The sequence below is a fragment of the Ruegeria sp. CDSA079 genome (genome assembly GCF_059612245.1).
Genome location: NZ_JBXWQF010000001.1, coordinates 80,484 through 98,442, shown reverse-complemented (window position 1 = coordinate 98,442; position 17,959 = coordinate 80,484). Strand labels below are relative to the sequence as shown.

Genomic DNA, 17,959 nt, shown 5'->3' with positions numbered 1-17,959 from the left:
TCCTGTCTACCTACTGGCTTTCGTCGATTGAGCGGTCGCGGTCCTGCAACGCGCGGATGCGCATCCGCTGCGCAGCCTGAATATGCGCGCGCATCTCTGTCTCGGCCGCCGCACCATCGCGGGCCTTCAAAGCCGCCATGATGCGCCGATGCTCGGCCACTGCGGCCTCGGCGCGGTCGCTATCCAGCAATTGCGAGGGACCCAGGATCAACAGCGCCTTTTGCAAGGAGAGCATGGATTTTGCCAGAAACCGGTTCTTGGCCGCATCCAGCAACGTCGCGTGAAAGATCTTGTTGATTTGGGCCGCATCGGGGCCAGTACCCGCCTCGGCCAGCCGGTCATTCAGAACCTCAAGCTCATCCAGTTCAACATCCGATGCCGCGCGGGTTGCCAGACGGGCCGCTGTCCCTTCAAGCACCGCGCGCATCTCATAGAGTTCCATGACCTCAGCGTAATCCAGGCTGCGCACGGTGGCACCTTGCCGTGGCACATGTGTGACCAGCCCGTCGGCTTCCAACTGCCTTATCGCCTCGCGCACCGGGGTACGGCTGACGCCCAACCGTTCCGAGAGCTCAATCTCGCGCAGCCGGTCGCCGGGCAAAAGAGTGCCCTCGCGAATCTCGCACAGCAGGCGCTGATACGCAGAATTGCCTTGTGGGCCAGGTTGTAACGGGTCGTCCTGAAGGGTCATCGCAGGCTCTCTTGTCATCTTGCGTCCAGTTGTATACACATGGATACATTATAAGTCAACGAAGCTGGAACGCTTACCTTGCACAGCCAAACCGATACCCCCTCTCTTCTGACGAAACGGGCCGTCACGCTCGGCCTGGCGGTGTTGGGCACTGGGGTATTTTGGGCGCTAAACCTGCCGCTACCTTTTCTGTTCGGGCCAATGAGCGCATGTTTGATTGCAGCTCTTGCGCACGCACCGATGGAAGGCTTTGGACAGGTCTCGGTTGCCGCCCGCACTATACTGGGCGTGGCGGTAGGGGCATCGATTACGCCGGCTTTGTTTGCTGAATTGCCAAAAATGGCCGCGTCAATTGCGCTGATCCCGTTCTTCATCCTGCTAATCGCGCTGGTAGGTGTGCCATTCTTTCGCAAATTCTGGGGCTTTGACTCCACAACGGCTTTCTACGCAGCCATGCCGGGCGGTTTGCAAGACATGATCATCTTTGGCACTGAGGCGGGGGCCAATCCGCGTACCTTGTCCTTGATCCACGGTACGCGCGTGCTGATCATCGTGACGTTGGCCCCCTTGTTCCTCACCGTGTTCTATGATGCCCAACTCACCAATCCGATTGGCGAGCCCGCGCACAACCTGCCAATACATGAATTGGCGCTGATGGTTCTGTCTGCCATTATCGGCTGGAAAGGCGGGGAGCGGATCGGCCTGTTCGGGGCGTCAATCCTGGGGCCAATGATCCTTACGGCCGCCTTGTCACTGGGCGACTTCATTCATACCCGACCGCCTCGCGAGGCCATACTTGCAGCGCAGTTTTTCATTGGCTGCGGAATTGGTGTGAAATTCGTAGGTGTCACATGGGTCGAACTACGCCGGGTAGTGGCAGCGGGCTTCGCCTATGTCATTGTCCTTGCCGTCCTGGCAGCCGCTTTCACCGCCGTTGTCACCACCTTGGGACTGGGCCAACCTGTCGAGGCGTTTCTGGCCTTCGCGCCCGGTGGGCAGGCAGAGATGACGGTGCTGGCCATCGTCTCGGGCGCGGATTTGGGCTTTGTGATCACCCACCATCTGACAAGGATCGTGCTGGTGATCATCGGTGCGCCCATCGCCGCAAATCTTATTCTGCGTTGGTCCAAACCTCGGGGTTGATCATGTTGATCGGAGCGCCTTCGGCATAGGCGTTCACATGATCGAAAATATCCGCGAATTGCAGGTCGAACTCGTCTTCAGTCACAAAGCCGATATGTGGGGTCGCGATCAGGTTGGGATGTGACAAAAGCGGGTCGGTCGGATCAATCAGTGGCTCGGAATCGAACACATCAATCGCCGCTTTGCCGGGGCGACCGACGTTCAGCGCCTCAAGCAAAGCACCAGGTGCGATCAGCCCGGCTCGCGAGGTGTTCACAAACAGCGCCTCCGGCTGCATCTGTGCGAAATCCGATGCGGTGATGATCCCGCGCGTATCCGGTTTCAAGCGCACATGGACCGAGACAACATCGCTGCTGCCAAAGAACGCTTCACGGCTGGGCGCGACCTGCGCGCCATCGGCCTGCGCACGCGCCCGGCCTTCTACGGATGACCACCAGACCACATTCATCCCAAAGGCCTCGGCATAACTTGCAATGGCGCGAGCAATGCGGCCATAGCCATAGAGCCCCAACTGACGCCCCCGCAGCGTCTTGCCCACGCCCGCCTGCCAGTGCCCTGCTTTGACCGAGGCCATTTGTGCGGGCAAATCCCGCATCCCGACCATGATTAACGCCCAAGTAAGTTCAGCTGCAGCATAAGACGGCGTTCCACCATGCATGTTCGAACACAACAACACGCGGTGATCTGTACAGGCTTCGACATCGACATGAGGATAAACGCTGCGCTGGCTGATCAGTTTCAGGTTCGGTAACTTCCCCAGCAAGGAGCGAGTGACTTTGGTACGTTCGCGGAACAGCACCAGCACCTCTGCTTCCTGCAATCTCTCGGCCAGAGTGTCAGTGTCTTCGACATGATCCGTCCATACCGACACCTCATGACCCGTGAGTCTCTCAAAGCAAGGCAGGCCACGCAGCGTGTCAAACCAGTCATCAAGAATGTGGACCTTCATCGGCTTTCTATACCCTGCTCGGTGTTCAGTTTTCTTGGCGTCGGCACAAAATGACATGTGTCGAGAGCGGCAAGTGCATTGCGGACCCGTTCGCTTTGATCCAGCAGATGGTTGAACTGCTCATCGCAGCCAGCAATCGGTGTCGGATAGTCCGCGATGTCCCGCCGTAGGGCCGACTGCGCCAACATGAGTTCCTGACGCGCGATATCGAGGCATTCCGAGTAGTTGTCCATCGTGTCCTCCCATTATGTATACAATAGTATACTATTTGGGTTGCACTTGATCAACTCCCGTTCCAAACAGACTCAGGCACATAAACATGCCCGTCCGCCAACTTGCGCGCGGTCCGCACCAAACCCGCCGCGTTCACTGTGAACCCGTCGGTGGTGGAAAAATCCACCAACACGTCGATATTGCCCGAGGCGTGTTCCAGAACGACTTCAGCCGGGCTGTTCGTGGGGCGATCCAGCAAACCGTCGGCGACGGTTCCGGGAGTCAAAGCGCAAGACGCCATGCATTGCGCGCCGGTGACCGCCATGGTCGGGTGGGTTTTCCACGGCATGAAATACCGCACTGCGAGCGTTCCGCCCTCTCTGGCCGGAGCAACAAGGCCGAACTTAGGGGTGACCGATTTGGACACATCCCCCATACCCATCCGCTGCCCTGCTTCGATCCTAACGGCCTCCATCCGGTCAAAGAACGCGCGGTTTGCGTCAAGTTCCTTGGCGCTCTCATAGCCCGTCAATCCGAAGTCTGTGGCGCGGGCGATAGCCATCGGCATAGCGACATCCATGAAGGTCAGTTCGACGCCCTGAACTGCATCGCGCAGGTTGCCCGTAGGCAGGAACGCTCCGGTGGCCGAGCCCACCACGCCCATGAAACTCAACTGCACCGGCGCTGAATGACCGGGAACGCCGGCAATCTCCGCATCACCCTCATAGGTCAATTCGCCCCCGGGTGTATTCACCTTGGCCACGACCCGAGCCCCAGTGTTGACGGCCCGAATGCGAACTTCAGTTTCATCACCCTGCGGTTTGAACAAGCCCATCTCGATGGCAGCAGGGGCAACCCCGGACAGGATGTTGCCGCAAGTCGGTTTGAAATCGACCAGCTTGTCCTCGACCGAGACCTGCGCAAAGAAATAGTCGATATCGGCCCAGTCATCCTCGCTGACCGACAGCATCGCGACCTTTGTGGTCACCGCCGCGCCGCCGCCGATGCCGTCGATGTTCAGCGACTGCCCGGACCCAAGAGCGGCGATCAGCACCTCGGCCAGCGCGTCCAGATCCTCAGGCAAATCCGAGCGGCGGAAATACGGGCCTTTCGACGTGCCGCCGCGCATGAAGAGGTAAGGGATTGCGGTTTGGGTCATTTTGGATCCCTCACTTCAACGGCCAGGGCAGGCTGATCATGTCTTGCAACAGACCGGGCGGGAAATCGCGGTTCAGTGCGCCCGCCATCAGGCACATGAAACCAATGCCGCAGGCGGTCAGGATCAGTGTCATCTGCCAGCTGGCCCCGGCCCGGATACGGAAGAATGCGATCAGGAAACCCAGCAGAGCGAGGATGAAACCCACCACCCAGGTCGCAGCGATCAGGCTGGCGAACCATACCAGTGTGGACCAAAGACCATGGGGCGCGCTGGCATCCTCACCAGCGATTTCCTTGTCGGCAAAGATTGCGTCGCCCTCGGGCCGCCGCATCATCTGAATCAGCAGGATCACGCAGCAGAACAGAGACACACCGCCGATCACCAGCGGTATGATCTTGTCAGTCATGTTGTAGTCAGGAATCATGTTGGCGTTGACCAAAGCGACGATCAGATAGGCCATGATCACCAGCAGAAAGATCAACGGCGCGCGTTTGTGCCCGGCCTGCACGTCACCCTCAGCCATGATCATCTTGGCCTGCCGGATGCCCAGAATGACCGAAACAACCGTGACCACGATCAGCACGATGACGATAGGGCTGAAGACATATTCCATCCCCTCGCCAAAGCTTTTGCGGAACCGGAATGAGGCGATCTGGAACGCCTGATTGGTGAACTTCTCAACCGGGTTCGACAGAACGAAACCGATCAGGAAGGCCGGGCGCGACCAGTCGAAACGGCGTAAAAAGATGCCGATCAGGCCGATCACGAACAGGGCCAGCAAGTCTTCGAAGTTTTGGCCGGATTGGAAGGCCGCAAAGCTGATCAACATGAACAGGAAGGGCGCCAGATAGGTGAAGCGGATCGTGGTCAGCTTGGCGATCCCGCCCGATGCCGCGATGCACAAGATCGTGCCCACGACGTTGGCCAGCGCCAGCAGCCAAACGATTGAATAGGTGATGTCGAGATTGTCTTTCAGCATGCTTGGACCGACCTCGATATCGCCAGACCCCAGCAGGGCCACCGCGCCGATAAAGATCGCCATTGAGCCGGAACCGGGAATGCCGAACAGCAAAGTTGGCACCAAACCGCCGCCCTCCTTGGCGTTGTTTGAGCTTTCCGGGCCGATGACTCCGCGCACTTCGCCTTTGCCGAAATTGCTCTTGTCCTTGGTGGATTGAACCGAATGGCCGTAGGCAATCCAGTCGACCACCGAACCACCAAGACCAGGTATGACGCCAACAATCACGCCAATGATCGAACAACGCACCGACAGCCATATATTTGCGAACCAGTCTTTGACGCCGTCCAGCCAACCGGCGCCCAGTGAGGCCCCTTTGGCAATCGACCGATCTTGACGCAGCAGCGATACGATCTCGGGCACCGCAAAGATACCCAGGCCAACGATGACCAGCTTCAGGCCGTCCGTCAGATAAGGAATGTCATAAGTTGCCATGCGCAGCGAACCGCCTGCATCCGCCTCACCAATCGTGCCGACCATCAGGCCCAGACCGGCGGCGGCGACGCCTTTCAGCGGGATCCGCCCGGCCAAAATGGCGACCATCGACAGGCCGAGAATTGTAATCATCAACATCTCGGGCAGGCCGAAGGCCAGAACGATGGGCCGCGCGATCAGAATGAACATGGTCAGGAAGGTCGCGCCGACCAGCCCGCCGAAGAGGGACGAGGAAAAAGCCGCCGACAGCGCCCTTGCCGCTTCGCCCTTTTTCGCCATGGGGAAGCCGTCCAGCACGGTCGCCTGCGAGGCGGAGCTGCCGGGGATGCCCATCAGGACGGACGCAAAAGTGTCCGACGTCGGCACCACCGCGACCATACCGATCATCAGCGCCAGTCCAAGGATCGGGTCCATACCGAACATGAAGGGCAGCAACAGGGACAGACCGGCGATGCCTCCCAGCCCCGGAAAGACGCCCACGGCCAGCCCCATAACGACGCCGAGAATGAGATACCCCAGAACGATAGGTTGCAGGATCAGACCCCACGCGTCACCGAGCGCAGGAAGAGCGGTGGCGAAAACCTCCATAGCGGCCGCCTTTCATAAAATGTCTTGGATGTAGAGAAACGCGCGCCCTTCGTTGGGCGCGCGACGACGTGTCAACTTAGTTCAGTTCGACGCCGTAGGCCTCTTTCAGCCAGTTCAGGACGTATTGCTTGGCGTTGTCGTCCACATTAGTCGCCGTTTGCAGCGCGGCTTTTGAGCCGTCGCCGACGAACACCGGATACTTGCCGACGCGCTTCGAGGAGATATCAGCAAAATCACCCCGCTCGGTCACAGCTTGGAACGCTGCGGTATAGGCGTCGACGACCTCTTGCGGCGTGTCACCGGGCAGGAAGGCCAGCTTCTGAACCGGGAAACCTGCCACGAAGAAGGCTTTCCATGCGTCCCATGCCTCACCACTGGTTTCGCAGCCATCGGTGGCCTCGCAGACCTCCTTGAAAGTCGGAATGTCCGGGAAGGTCGGATCGCGCACGATGTTGCCATCGGCGTCCAGTGCACCCCATGTCATCATCGGAACGGCCTGACCAGCCTCGACCAGTGGGGCCGACCCGCCCAGATAGCCCGAGGATGTCTGGTAGTCGATATTAGCCTCACCGCGTTCGAACATCAGGCGGCCATCACCGCGGCCCTTGATACCAAAGACAGGCTCAACATTCATGCCCAGCATCTGCCAGGCCAGCAGCGGCACAAGGTCTAAACGGGTCGCGCCCTGCGAGCCGTAGATGAAATTGGTGTCTTTCAGCGCATTGGCAGAACCATCAAACTTGGCCCCATCTTCGGCGTTCAGATAGGCGACACCGCCGGTGCCCGACGCCATAACCGGAATCCAATCGTTGTATTCATAGCGCACACGCGGGTCGCTCAGCAGATACGGGAACTGTGTTGAACCCGACGTGCCAAACAGCAGCGTGCCGTCATCATGATTCTGCTCCTGAAACCAGTTCGCACCTTTGGTCGAACCTGCGCCCGGCATGAATTTGACCACCACAGTCGGTTGGCCCGGCAGTGCCTCGGACAGAAGCGGCGCAAAGAAGTTGGCCCATTTGGCCGACCCGCCCGTTTCCGAGAAAGGAATGACCCATTCGATGGTCTTGCCCGAGAAATCGACTTCTGCAGCGGCAGGTGCGGCGAGTCCGGCGGCGGCGATCAGCCCCACGACGGCGCGGCGGGTGAAGTTGGAAATGGCCATTGGTTCCTCCCTGTTGACCAGACAACCACGTCGGCGCCCTCCGCGCTACCGTGATCGCATATAGAACTGTGGGGTTGATTCCCCCTCCCATCTGGCAATCATGGAGCGTCAACCTTGCGCGAAACTTGCAGGAGCCCGAATGCGGATCGTCATCGTCGAGGATAACGAGACCCTCGCCAACGCCATTGCCTATCGCCTGCGGGACCGGGGCCATGCCGCTGATGTGCTGACAGACGGCGATGCCGCCGAGCTGTATCTGGCGCAGGAAGGCGCAGACCTGATCGTTCTGGACATCAATCTTCCTGGTCGGTCAGGGCTTGAGATCTTGCGGTCCTTGCGCAACCGGGGAGACAGTGCACCTGTCATCCTGCTGACCGCGCGCAGTGAAACCAGCGACCGCGTTTCCGGCCTGGATATGGGCGCTGACGACTATCTGGTCAAACCGTTCGAAATGGATGAGCTTGAGGCTCGCATACGCGCCCTGTCCCGTCGCAAACAGCTGGACTATGGCGCGCGCGAGACCATCGGAGATCTTGAGTTCGACCGTACGGCCCGGCAGGTCAGTGCAAAAGGCCAAGTGCTCGACGTGCCGCGTCGGGAAATGGCTGTGCTTGAATGCCTGCTGGAGCGACGCGGCAGGATCGTCCCCAAAAGTCAGTTGACCGATTACGTCTACGGCGTGGGCGCCGACGTCGACGACTCAGCGGTCGAGCCGCATGTGTCACGACTGCGCAAACGCCTTCAGAACCTTGGCATCCGGATCAAGACTGCCCGTGGCCTTGGATACCTGCTTGAGGTGCAGAAGTGATCCGGCACGGCTCACTCAGGCTCAGGCTTCTTATTCTGATCCTGACGCCATTGGTGCTGCTCGCAATCCTGCTTGGATACTGGCGCTACACCGCGGCCCAGCAAACGGCGCAGGAACTTTTTGACGACAGCCTGTTGTCCGCTGGTCTGGCTATATCGCGCGATGTTGCGGTGTCAGAAGGCGATGCCTTGTCGCCCACCACGCGCAGCTTGATCCGAGATGCGTCAGGAGGAGAGATTTTCTATCACGTGACTGGACCCGGTGGCATCTACGTCACAGGGTATGCATATCCTCCGGCCGCTGCAAAACCATCTGAACAGGGCGCGTACCAGCCGCGGTTTTTTGAGGCGATCTATCGGGATGAGCCGGTGCGCGTGCTGAAAATGACTGAGCGGGTCACGTTGGATAACCTGGTGGGCGATGCGACAGTCACAGCGTGGCAACGCATCGCGGATCGCAACGCCTTTGCCAATGAGTTGTCGATCCGTGCGGCGATTCTGATGGGTATCCTGTTGGCCACCCTTGCGTTTGTTGTCTGGTTCGGCGTCGCGCGAGGGCTGCGGCCCTTGCTGGATTTGCAGGATGCGATCGACCTACGCTCACCTGACGACCTGAGCAAAATCAAACGCCCGGTCCCGGTCGAGGTTCATGGAATTGTTCAGACCCTGAATCGACTGTTTGGGCAGGTCGAGCGTAGTATTAACGCCCATCAGGTGTTTATCTCAGAAGCCGCACATCAGCTGCGGAATCCCGCGGCAGCGGTTCAGTCCATGGCCGAGGCTTTGCGGGACGCAAAAACGGATGAGGACAAGGACAAACGGATAATCGAGCTTGTGTCGGCAGCGAAAAATTCCGCCACGGTGGCCGAGCAGCTATTGTCGTTGGAGCGGTTGCGGCAACCTACGCATCAGGATCAGATGGACAAGATTGATTTCCGTGCGGTTGTGGAAGAAGCCTGCGCTGACATGGGTGTACAGATCCTCGCAAAAGGGATCGAGTTTGATGTTACGATGCCGGACTCGACAATTACGGTTTTAGGAGATCAGGTTTTTTTAACTGAGGCCATCAAAAACCTGCTGGACAACGCAGTTAAGCACGGTGGGACTAAGTTGAGCCAAATTTCAGTCGCGCTGCGCTCTGATGGCGAGAACGTAAAGCTTACCGTATCCGATGACGGAACCGGCCTTTCACCCGAACAAAGCGAAACCGTTTTCAGTCGATTTTCGCAGCTGGAATATTCCGAAGGCAGCGGTTTAGGGTTGTCGATTGTCTCAGCTGTAGCGAAGCGCCACGGAGGAGTGGCCGCGATCAACCAAGTCGAAAAAGGAGCAAGCGTCACGCTTCAACTTCCCATAGCCCTGTAGTTTGTTTCAATTTCTGCTCGGAACCCGAAACCTGTCACAATCAAAGAGAGTTTTTTCGATTACAGCGAATGACCGGTTTCCACCCCAGGTGCCGGGCACGGTGGTCTTGATACGTCTTCACCGGACTTTGAAGCCTTTTGCAGCGAAATGGCGCTTGGTCCGCATAGCAGACCACAGAGCAAAGTGCAGCGGATGTCCGGTTTCCGTCCTCCATCAAAATTGGCTCCACCTTTTTGGCGGAGCCAACAAATACTCGGCAACTTATTACCAGATACCTCCTACAGCGCGGAATGCGTCAGGAATGCCCTGCGGCGGTTTTTTGTCGGCCGGGCCCAATGTCAGTCCATTGCAGGCTGTGCATTGGATTGGTAAGAAAAAATAACCAGTACGCCCGGAGGTCAGCAGCCATGCCCGTGATTACCAATATTGAAGACCTCAGGCGCATATACGAACGCCGCGTTCCTCGGATGTTCTACGATTATGCTGAAAGTGGCAGTTGGACGGAACAAACCTTTCGCGAAAACAGCAGCGACTTTGAAAAAATCCGGCTTCGCCAGCGGGTTGCGGTTGATATGTCCGGTCGCTCGACGACCTCGCAGATGATTGGCGAGGATGTCTCGATGCCGGTGGCGCTGGCTCCGGTTGGGCTGACCGGGATGCAACACGCGGATGGAGAAATGAAGGCCGCGAAAGCTGCCGAGGAATTTGGCGTACCTTTTACGCTTTCCACCATGTCGATCAACTCGATCGAAGACGTGGCAGAACACACCGACACGCCGTTTTGGTTTCAGCTCTATACGATGAAGGACACCGACTACGTTAACCGCCTGATCCAACGGGCCAAAGACGCCAAGTGTTCAGCACTGGTGATCACACTGGATCTGCAGATTCTGGGTCAACGTCATAAAGATCTCAAAAATGGCCTTTCCGCCCCGCCGAAGCTGACGGCCAAGACCATCGCCAACCTGATGACCAAATGGGCTTGGGGAATGGAAATGCTGGGTGCCCAAAGGCGTGAGTTTGGCAATATCGTCGGCCATGTCGAAGGCATTTCAGACGCGTCTTCCCTGGGGGCTTGGACCGCCGAACAGTTCGATCCCAGCCTGGATTGGATCAAGGTGGAAAAGCTGATGGAGCAATGGGGCGGCAAGGTCATCCTGAAAGGCATTCTTGACGCCGAAGATGCAAAAATGGCCGCGAAGCTGGGCGCAGATGCCATCGTCGTGTCAAACCACGGCGGACGTCAGCTTGATGGCGCACTCAGCTCGATCCGCGTGCTGCCCGAAATCATGGACGCCGTCGGCGGTGATATTGAGGTTCATCTCGACAGCGGTATCCGGTCAGGTCAGGACGTTCTCAAGGCTTTGGCGCTTGGGGCCAAGGGCACCTATGTCGGCCGCGCGTTTGTCTATGGCTTGGGCGCGATGGGCCAGAAAGGTGTCACGACAGCATTGGAGGTGATCCAGAGGGAATTGGATACGACAATGGCGCTTTGCGGTGAAAAATCCGTTGATGCGCTGGGACGGCAGAACCTTTTGGTGCCAGAAGATTTCGGCGGTCGCTGGCAAGACTAGTTGCCTTGGAACAGGGGGGCTCTGCCCCCACCGCCCGTTCCGGGCGCCTCCCCCGAGATATTTATGGCCAGATGAAGCCAGGATCCTTTATTCTTATGGCCGAAAACACCTCGGAGCGTGAGGCAGAGCCTCGTAGAATGACAAGGCGCGAATTACCCCTTTCCAAACACGGTGAATCGAGATAAGGACGCGGCTTCACGCGGGCATACAGCCTTGGAGGATGCCCGCCCTAACATTGGAGAATTATCATGGCTGGAGAGATTCCTGATCTCGTAGCTCTGGAACGGACGGGGACAGGCAAGGGCGCCGCTCGTAAAACACGCCGCGAAGGCATGGTTCCGGGTGTTGTATTTGGCGGCGACAAAGATCCGCTGGCGATTCAGATCCCGTTCAACGAACTGTTCAAGCGCCTGAAAGCTGGTCGCTTCAAGTCGACCCTGTGGAACCTGAAGGTCGAAGGTCACGAAGACGTTCGCGTCATCTGCCGCGACGTTCAGCGTGATATCGTCAAAGACCTGCCGACCCACCTGGACCTGATGCGCCTGCGTCGTACCACCAAGATTGCGCTGTTCATCCCGGTTGAATTCATCAACGAGGAAGAAGCGCCCGGCATCAAAAAGGGCGGCGTTCTGACCGTTGTCCGTCCGGAAGTCGAATTGCTGTGCACCGCAGGTGACATTCCTGAGAAGATCACTGTTGACGTGACCGGAATGAACATCAACGACGTTGTCACCATTTCGTCGGTTGACCTGCCCGAAGGCACCAAACCGACCATCGACCGTGATTTCGTGATTGCAAACGTCTCAGCACCAACAGGTCTGTCCACAAGCGACGACGAAGAAGGTGAAGAGGGCGAAGTTGCAGTCGATGAAGTTGAAGTCGTCGGCAAAGAAGAAGAATAAATCTGGACCAGATTTCTGGATTTTAGAACGGGGCTCTTCAGTGCCCCGTTTTTTTTGCGTGTAGACCCATTCGGGCTGACTGGATTTTCCAAGCGTTTCCGTGCATGAAAACGCCTAACGGCTACAGGGGCGGAGCAACATCATGAAACTCTTTGTCGGATTGGGGAACCCGGGGCAGAAATACGCCCGCAACCGGCACAATATCGGGTTCATGGCCGTGGAGCGGATTGCAGAGGACCACGGGTTTGGCCCGTGGAAGTCCAAGTTTCAGGGCGAGCTTTCAGAAGGTCGATTGGGCAGCGAAAAGGTTATGCTGCTGAAACCACAGACCTTCATGAACCGGTCCGGCCAATCCGTCGGTGAAGCGATGCGGTTCTACAAGCTTGATTCAACTGATGTCGTTGTCTTCCATGACGAGCTGGACCTTGCCCCCTGCAAAGTGCGTGTCAAGGCGGGCGGTGGGCATGCCGGACACAATGGCTTGCGTTCGATCCATGACCATATCGGAGCCGCCTATGACCGCGTGCGCCTTGGAATTGGGCATCCCGGTCGCAAGGAAATGGTGTCAGCCTACGTTTTGAACGATTTTGCCAAGTCCGAGGCTGGCTGGTTAGATGATGTGCTGCGTGGCATTTCGGACGGGGCAGCTTACTTGGCCCAAGACGAAGGCGGGAAATTCATGAATGCGGTCGCGCTGCGCACCGCTCCACCGCGCTCCTCAAAGACACCTGCCCCGAAAACCGAGGCGAAACCCAAAACATCGACAGAATCCGAAGTGGATAACCGCTCTGCCATGCAGAAGCTGTTGGACAAATTCAAATAGCAGATCCGGCACATTCCGTTACGTAGTCATTGCAGAATGAAAGCGTCCGCGATCCAATACCGAGGAACAAGGGAGGCTATGCGATGAGATCCATTTTGAAGTGGGTGCTGCGCATCGTTGTGGCGCTGGCTCTGGCTGCCGTTGTCGTTGGGCTGTGGAAACGCGAAGAGTTGCAGCGCCTGATGGCTGTGAACTCGCTGTTTTCCGAAGAAAAGATCGTTCACAATTTTTCGCACATGAACGAAGCTTTTCTGACCATTGATCTGCCCCGTGGCAACGGCCCGACGTGGGAGCTGCCTTACGGCGAAGGGTTCGACCTGCCCGATGGCACCGACAAATGGATCGATGAACGCTCTGTCACCTCGTTGTTGGTCATGCAGGGCGGCGATATCCGGTTCGAGGAGTATTATCTGGGTACCAGCCCAAATGACCGTCGGATCTCGTGGTCGGTGGCCAAAAGCTATCTTTCAGCGCTTTTTGGGATTTTGCTGGTTGAGGACGCGATCGAGTCACTGGACGACCCGGTAATCAAATACGCCCCGAAGCTAAAGGGCAGCGCTTATGAGGCCGCGACAATCCGCAATGTGTTGAACATGGCCAGCGGTGTCACGTTTGACGAAGATTATCTGGACCCGAACTCTGACATCAACCGCATGGGTCGCGTCATCGCCTTGGGTGGCGAGTTGGACGATTTTGCAGCGTCCTTGCAAGACAGCTTTGCGACGCCGGGCGAAACCTGGCAATACGTCTCAATCGATACGCACGTCTTAGGCATGGTCATACGCGGCGCAACCGGGCGCAGCGTGGCCGAGCTGTTGACCGAAAAAATCATACAGCCCTTGGGACTGGAGCATGACGGATACTATGTCACGGACGGTGCCGGTGTTGCTTTTGTGTTGGCTGGCCTGAACTTCACCACGCGTGACTTTGCACGGTTCGGACAAATGATCCTGCAGGACGGCAAAGTGGATGGGCAACAACTGGTTCCTGCCGAATGGATATTCGAGGCCACGCAACCCAGCGCCCCGACGGCGCAAGGCAAGATCGGCTATGGCTATCAATGGTGGATACCCCGTGGTGCGCACGAAGGCGAGTTTCTGGCCCGTGGCATTTACGGTCAGTATATCTATTTCAATCAGCCCCGAGGTGTTTTGATTGTCTCAACCGGCGCAGACCGTCTGTTTCTTGAACCTGGCGTGAATGATCAGAACATCGAAATGTTCCGAAAGATCGCAGAAAGCCTGTAAGGTAACTTCATGCAAAAGCAAGACAGTATCAATGTTATGGGAGGTGTCCTCGCCCCCTGTTCAAGAAACCCCTTAACCGGCTTTTTCCGCGACGGCTCGTGCAATACCTGCCCCGAAGATCAAGGCAGCCACACCGTCTGTGCGGTGATGACAGCCGAGTTTCTGGCGTTCTCCAAATATGTCGGCAACGATCTGAGCACGGCACGGCCCGAATTCGACTTCGCGGGCCTCAAGCCCGGTGACAGCTGGTGCCTGTGCGCCAGCCGTTTTACGCAAGCCCATGACGAGGGATGTGCGCCACAGGTCCATCTTGAGGCCACGCATCAACGCGCGTTAGAGATCGTGCCACTCGAGATTTTGCTGCAGCATAAAGCCGAGAAGTGACGGCTTGTCGGCCCGCATACCTTATCCACTCGTGCCGGTTCAGAAGGACATTTGCCAGATCAGACTGAGGCTGTAGTTCTCGAACCCGCTTTCGCCGATGCCGTCATAAAACACATTGGCCGCAAGCAAGCTGTCGTTTTCCAAGCGGTAATCAAATCCTAGGTCCGCGCGCGCGCGCGCCGTGTCGCCAATCGGCGTCACACCGGGGACCGTGCCAGTGCCCGACGTTGTGCTCCATATCCCAGACAGACCACCAGTCAGTTCCATGGCTCCGCGCGACACCTGGATCGGGTGACTGAAATCCAGACCCAGCCGCGCCGTGGTCAGGCTGAAGTCCTGCTGCGGGATAAGGTTCCCCAGACTGTCGGTGTACGTTTCCTGATCATCACTGGCATAGCTGACATCCAGCAGCGGCATCAATGTCAGCGCTCCGCGTTTGATTTCGCCGGTCACCCGTGATTGCACCAACCAACGTTCACTGTCGAAACTGTCGGTATAGGTGCCTAACGGAGATATATCGTTGTCAGCCTGTCCATACAGAACACGCCCCTCGAAAAACACCGGCTGATTGGGCAACTTGGCCACCACGTAAGGGCCAATCAACCACCCCGTGCCGTCCACGCTGGCCGGTCCGTTCTCGGTCTCGGCATAATCGAACTGCAGCATTGCCCCGATCAGAAGGTTCGAACTGATCTGACGGTGTGCGCCCAGGACAGCCAACGCATAAGAGCTGTCGAAATCGTCCTGTGAACTCCAGTTACCGGTCAGATTGAACCAGACCGGGTTGGATGGGTCCGTTGCAAAGTTCAGATACCCCGAGCCCTGAGTTACCGACGAATCCAACACGCCCGAACCCGAACGCTGCAAGAACCGGGTCAATCCCGGCTGGTTGGTTGCAAGGCTGGTGGCCCGTGCATTCTGAAACGCCTGTATCAGACGTTGCGTATTTGTCACCGCCTGTGCCGTCGTCACAGTGTTGGAGGCCAGGTTCAGGTTGCCTGCCGCATCGGTGAACACGCCAGCCGGAATGAACAGTTCGATGGTGCCGTTGTTTTGCGGTGTCAGCGTTGCAACATAGTTGGTCCCTGACCCTGTCAGGGTGGCTGTTGCGTTCGTGACAGACAGATCGCCCACCGTGAAATCCGTGCTGGTCTCACTGAGTGTGATCGACGCTTGAAACCTACCGTTTCCGGTGGCCGTCAGTGCACCGATTGTGGCCGTCGGTTGGGTTGTGTCCACCAGCGTTCGTGTGTTGATGATCTGAGTAGCCGTTACGCCAGACAGCGCGACTTCATAGCGGTACAGCGGTCCGCCAACGGTTTCCTGAGCCGTAAATACCACGCCAAGATACCCATCCGCTGCATATGTGGAATCCGCGCCATCCTGACTAATGATGGTTGCGTTGAGATATCCTAAGTTGGCTAACCCCGCTGGAGTAATGGCTGCCTGCGACTGCACACCATTGTTGAAATAGAAACTGCCACCGGGAACCTGCCCTGATCCGCCCAGAGAAATAAAAGCGGTGCCCGACGGCGGGAAGTTGTTGATAAAGATACTGCCGCCGTTTGGTGTCGGAATCGAGGTTATGATGAAACCCCCACCGAGTGCTGCACCTTGTTTGGCACCTCCGATCACAAGCACTGAAACCAGAAGTATGAGACCTGCCAGCCTCGAAATCGCGAACCGAACCATGTTACCTCCTAAAGCACCGCGCTAGTGCCAAACACCCGGGCACACTGGGCCAATTCAGCAACCCAAGCGTGTCGTCTCTTATCCCAACACCACAGAGACTTCCCCAGAACCGGCCCTCGAGAACCGGTTTACAAAACGTTAAATCAATTGTGGGAAGTTGTATAGAATGTGAAGCGCCTCAACCGGGCAGTAGTGGCTGCGGATTTGGTCGTCAGATAAAGAGACATACGTTTGCAATTAGGTTGAACCCGTTGCTTTCGCAAATTTTAGACGAAGATACGGCGGGCAACATCGAATAATGGTCCGGTCGCGCCCGGGCACCTGAATTCGCAAAAAGTCAGCAAAATTGCAACAGTTTTCGCCATCTCCGCACACTATCCCACATCAGGAAACATGAGCCTTCGAAACCAATACGAAAGCTTATGGGCGTGCGACTCAAAGAATTCGCGCAATCAACTAAAAGGCGATTATATTGGACAGCGGATCGGCAAAGAAAAACCGGGGTGCTGGACCCCGGCTTCATGTTAACCGACTGTGCGACCTTCGGTGTCAGACATGTCGAAGTTCAGATACTTCGCCACGGTCTGAACATCCTTGTCGCCTCGCCCACACATGTTCATGCAGATCAGGTGATCCTTGGGCAGATCAGGCGCAATCTTCATCACATGAGCCAGCGCGTGACTGGGCTCCAATGCCGGAATGATGCCTTCGGTCGCACAACACAGCTGAAACGCCTCAAGCGCCTCTTTGTCGGTGATCGAGACATAGTTTGCGCGACCAATGTCATTCAACCAGGAATGCTCAGGACCGATTCCTGGATAGTCCAAACCAGCCGAAATCGAATAGCCCTCAAGAATCTGACCATCGTCATCCTGCAACAGGTAGGTGCGGTTGCCATGCAGTACCCCCGGACGTCCGCCGGTGAGAGAGGCGCAATGCTCCATCTTTTCGTTCACACCTTTGCCACCGGCCTCAACACCGATGATGTTCACCTCCTTGTCGTCAAGGAACGGGTAAAACAAGCCCATCGCGTTCGATCCACCGCCAATAGCAGCAATGATCGTGTCGGGCAGACGGCCCTCGGCCTTCATCATCTGCTCTTTCGCTTCCTTACCGATGATCGACTGGAAATCGCGAACCATCGCCGGGTACGGGTGCGGACCAGCCACTGTGCCGATGCAGTAGAACGTGTCGCGCACATTGGTCACCCAATCGCGCAGCGCGTCGTTCATCGCGTCCTTGAGCGTGCCACGACCCGAGGTTACCGGGATCACCTCGGCCCCTAGCAGACGCATCCGGAACACGTTCGGGGCCTGACGCTGCACGTCATGCGCGCCCATGTATACGATGCATTTCAGACCAAACTTGGCGCAGACGGTGGCCGTGGCCACGCCGTGCTGCCCTGCCCCGGTTTCCGCGATGATCCGGGTCTTGCCCATGCGCCGCGCCAGAATGATCTGACCCAACACGTTGTTGATTTTGTGCGCGCCGGTATGGTTCAGCTCATCGCGCTTAAGATAGATTTTCGCGCCGCCCAGATGCTCGGTCAGGCGTTGCGCAAAATACAGCGGCGAAGGACGGCCCACGTAGTTCGCCCAAAGATCATCCATCTCGGCCCAGAAGGTGGGATCATCCTTGGCTTTGTCATATTCCTCTTCCAGCGACAGGATCAGCGGCATCAGTGTTTCGCTGACAAAACGCCCGCCGAAGATGCCAAAGCGTCCCTGTTCGTCAGGGCCGGACATGAAGGAATTGAAAAGATCGTTGGCCATGGGTGTCTCCCTCGTCGTATCCGTTGTTCATA

At 57.4% G+C, this 17,959-nt stretch carries 16 protein-coding genes; 8 read left to right on the top strand and 8 right to left on the bottom strand.

Annotated elements, in window-relative coordinates:
* Positions 1 to 10 precede the first annotated feature (10 nt).
* Positions 11 to 691: a GntR family transcriptional regulator gene (locus tag AC2FJZ_RS00480; protein WP_496775904.1), complete on the bottom strand. Its 681-nt coding sequence runs from the start codon at positions 689 to 691 to the stop codon at positions 11 to 13.
* A 78-nt stretch (positions 692 to 769) separates the two neighbouring features.
* Here AC2FJZ_RS00480 and AC2FJZ_RS00475 point away from each other — a divergent pair, with 78 nt between their 5' ends.
* Complete coding sequence (locus tag AC2FJZ_RS00475) at positions 770 to 1,834, top strand: AbrB family transcriptional regulator (protein ID WP_496775695.1); 1,065 nt, start codon at positions 770 to 772, stop codon at positions 1,832 to 1,834.
* Here the strand turns inward: AC2FJZ_RS00475 and AC2FJZ_RS00470 are convergent.
* The 5 genes from AC2FJZ_RS00470 to AC2FJZ_RS00450 all read right to left on the bottom strand — a co-directional run bounded on the left by AC2FJZ_RS00470 (position 1,803) and on the right by AC2FJZ_RS00450 (position 7,361).
* On the bottom strand, positions 1,803 to 2,783 hold the full coding sequence (locus tag AC2FJZ_RS00470) for a D-2-hydroxyacid dehydrogenase family protein (protein ID WP_496775693.1): 981 nt from the start codon (positions 2,781 to 2,783) through the stop codon (positions 1,803 to 1,805). The two genes, AC2FJZ_RS00475 and AC2FJZ_RS00470, sit on opposite strands and share 32 nt — an antisense overlap.
* A complete protein-coding gene (locus tag AC2FJZ_RS00465) occupies positions 2,780 to 3,016 on the bottom strand; it encodes a hypothetical protein (protein ID WP_170436487.1) in 237 nt (78 codons plus the stop codon). The genes AC2FJZ_RS00470 and AC2FJZ_RS00465 overlap by 4 nt, the downstream gene beginning before the upstream one ends.
* Before the next feature lie 50 nt (positions 3,017 to 3,066).
* The gene (locus tag AC2FJZ_RS00460; protein WP_496775691.1) at positions 3,067 to 4,155 is read right to left on the bottom strand and encodes a 4-oxalomesaconate tautomerase; all 1,089 of its coding nucleotides are present in this window, start codon (positions 4,153 to 4,155) and stop codon (positions 3,067 to 3,069) included.
* Positions 4,156 to 4,165: 10 nt separating this feature from the next.
* Positions 4,166 to 6,196: a tripartite tricarboxylate transporter permease gene (locus AC2FJZ_RS00455; RefSeq protein WP_496775689.1), complete on the bottom strand. Its 2,031-nt coding sequence runs from the start codon at positions 6,194 to 6,196 to the stop codon at positions 4,166 to 4,168.
* A 76-nt stretch (positions 6,197 to 6,272) separates the two neighbouring features.
* Entirely contained in the window at positions 6,273 to 7,361 is a 1,089-nt protein-coding gene (locus AC2FJZ_RS00450; RefSeq protein ID WP_209194860.1) for a type 2 periplasmic-binding domain-containing protein, read from the bottom strand.
* A 139-nt stretch (positions 7,362 to 7,500) separates the two neighbouring features.
* Between AC2FJZ_RS00450 and AC2FJZ_RS00445 the strand changes: the two genes are divergently transcribed.
* The 7 genes from AC2FJZ_RS00445 (at position 7,501) to AC2FJZ_RS00415 (ending at position 14,463) form a co-directional block, all read left to right on the top strand.
* A complete protein-coding gene (locus AC2FJZ_RS00445) occupies positions 7,501 to 8,169 on the top strand; it encodes a response regulator transcription factor (protein ID WP_496775688.1) in 669 nt (222 codons plus the stop codon).
* Complete coding sequence (locus AC2FJZ_RS00440; protein WP_496667597.1) at positions 8,166 to 9,533, top strand: sensor histidine kinase; 1,368 nt, start codon at positions 8,166 to 8,168, stop codon at positions 9,531 to 9,533. Before AC2FJZ_RS00445 ends, AC2FJZ_RS00440 begins: the two co-directional genes overlap by 4 nt.
* Before the next feature lie 407 nt (positions 9,534 to 9,940).
* Entirely contained in the window at positions 9,941 to 11,107 is a 1,167-nt protein-coding gene (locus AC2FJZ_RS00435) for an alpha-hydroxy acid oxidase (RefSeq protein ID WP_496775687.1), read from the top strand.
* A gap of 248 nt (positions 11,108 to 11,355) precedes the next feature.
* A complete protein-coding gene (locus tag AC2FJZ_RS00430) occupies positions 11,356 to 12,009 on the top strand; it encodes a 50S ribosomal protein L25/general stress protein Ctc (RefSeq protein WP_050603118.1) in 654 nt (217 codons plus the stop codon).
* Positions 12,010 to 12,151: 142 nt separating this feature from the next.
* Positions 12,152 to 12,832 carry an aminoacyl-tRNA hydrolase gene (gene pth / locus AC2FJZ_RS00425; RefSeq protein WP_496775686.1) on the top strand — a complete coding sequence of 227 codons (681 nt, stop codon included), beginning with the start codon at positions 12,152 to 12,154 and terminating at the stop codon, positions 12,830 to 12,832.
* An 83-nt stretch (positions 12,833 to 12,915) separates the two neighbouring features.
* Positions 12,916 to 14,079: a serine hydrolase domain-containing protein gene (locus AC2FJZ_RS00420; protein WP_496775684.1), complete on the top strand. Its 1,164-nt coding sequence runs from the start codon at positions 12,916 to 12,918 to the stop codon at positions 14,077 to 14,079.
* Positions 14,080 to 14,088: 9 nt separating this feature from the next.
* Complete coding sequence (locus AC2FJZ_RS00415; protein WP_496775683.1) at positions 14,089 to 14,463, top strand: DUF2237 family protein; 375 nt, start codon at positions 14,089 to 14,091, stop codon at positions 14,461 to 14,463.
* A gap of 39 nt (positions 14,464 to 14,502) precedes the next feature.
* Here AC2FJZ_RS00415 and AC2FJZ_RS00410 read toward each other — a convergent pair whose 3' ends face one another.
* A complete protein-coding gene (locus tag AC2FJZ_RS00410; RefSeq protein WP_496775681.1) occupies positions 14,503 to 16,155 on the bottom strand; it encodes an Ig-like domain-containing protein in 1,653 nt (550 codons plus the stop codon).
* A 524-nt stretch (positions 16,156 to 16,679) separates the two neighbouring features.
* Positions 16,680 to 17,927, bottom strand: a complete 1,248-nt coding sequence (gene trpB, locus AC2FJZ_RS00405) for a tryptophan synthase subunit beta (RefSeq protein ID WP_496775679.1) — start codon at positions 17,925 to 17,927, stop codon at positions 16,680 to 16,682.
* Positions 17,928 to 17,959: the final 32 nt, after the last annotated feature.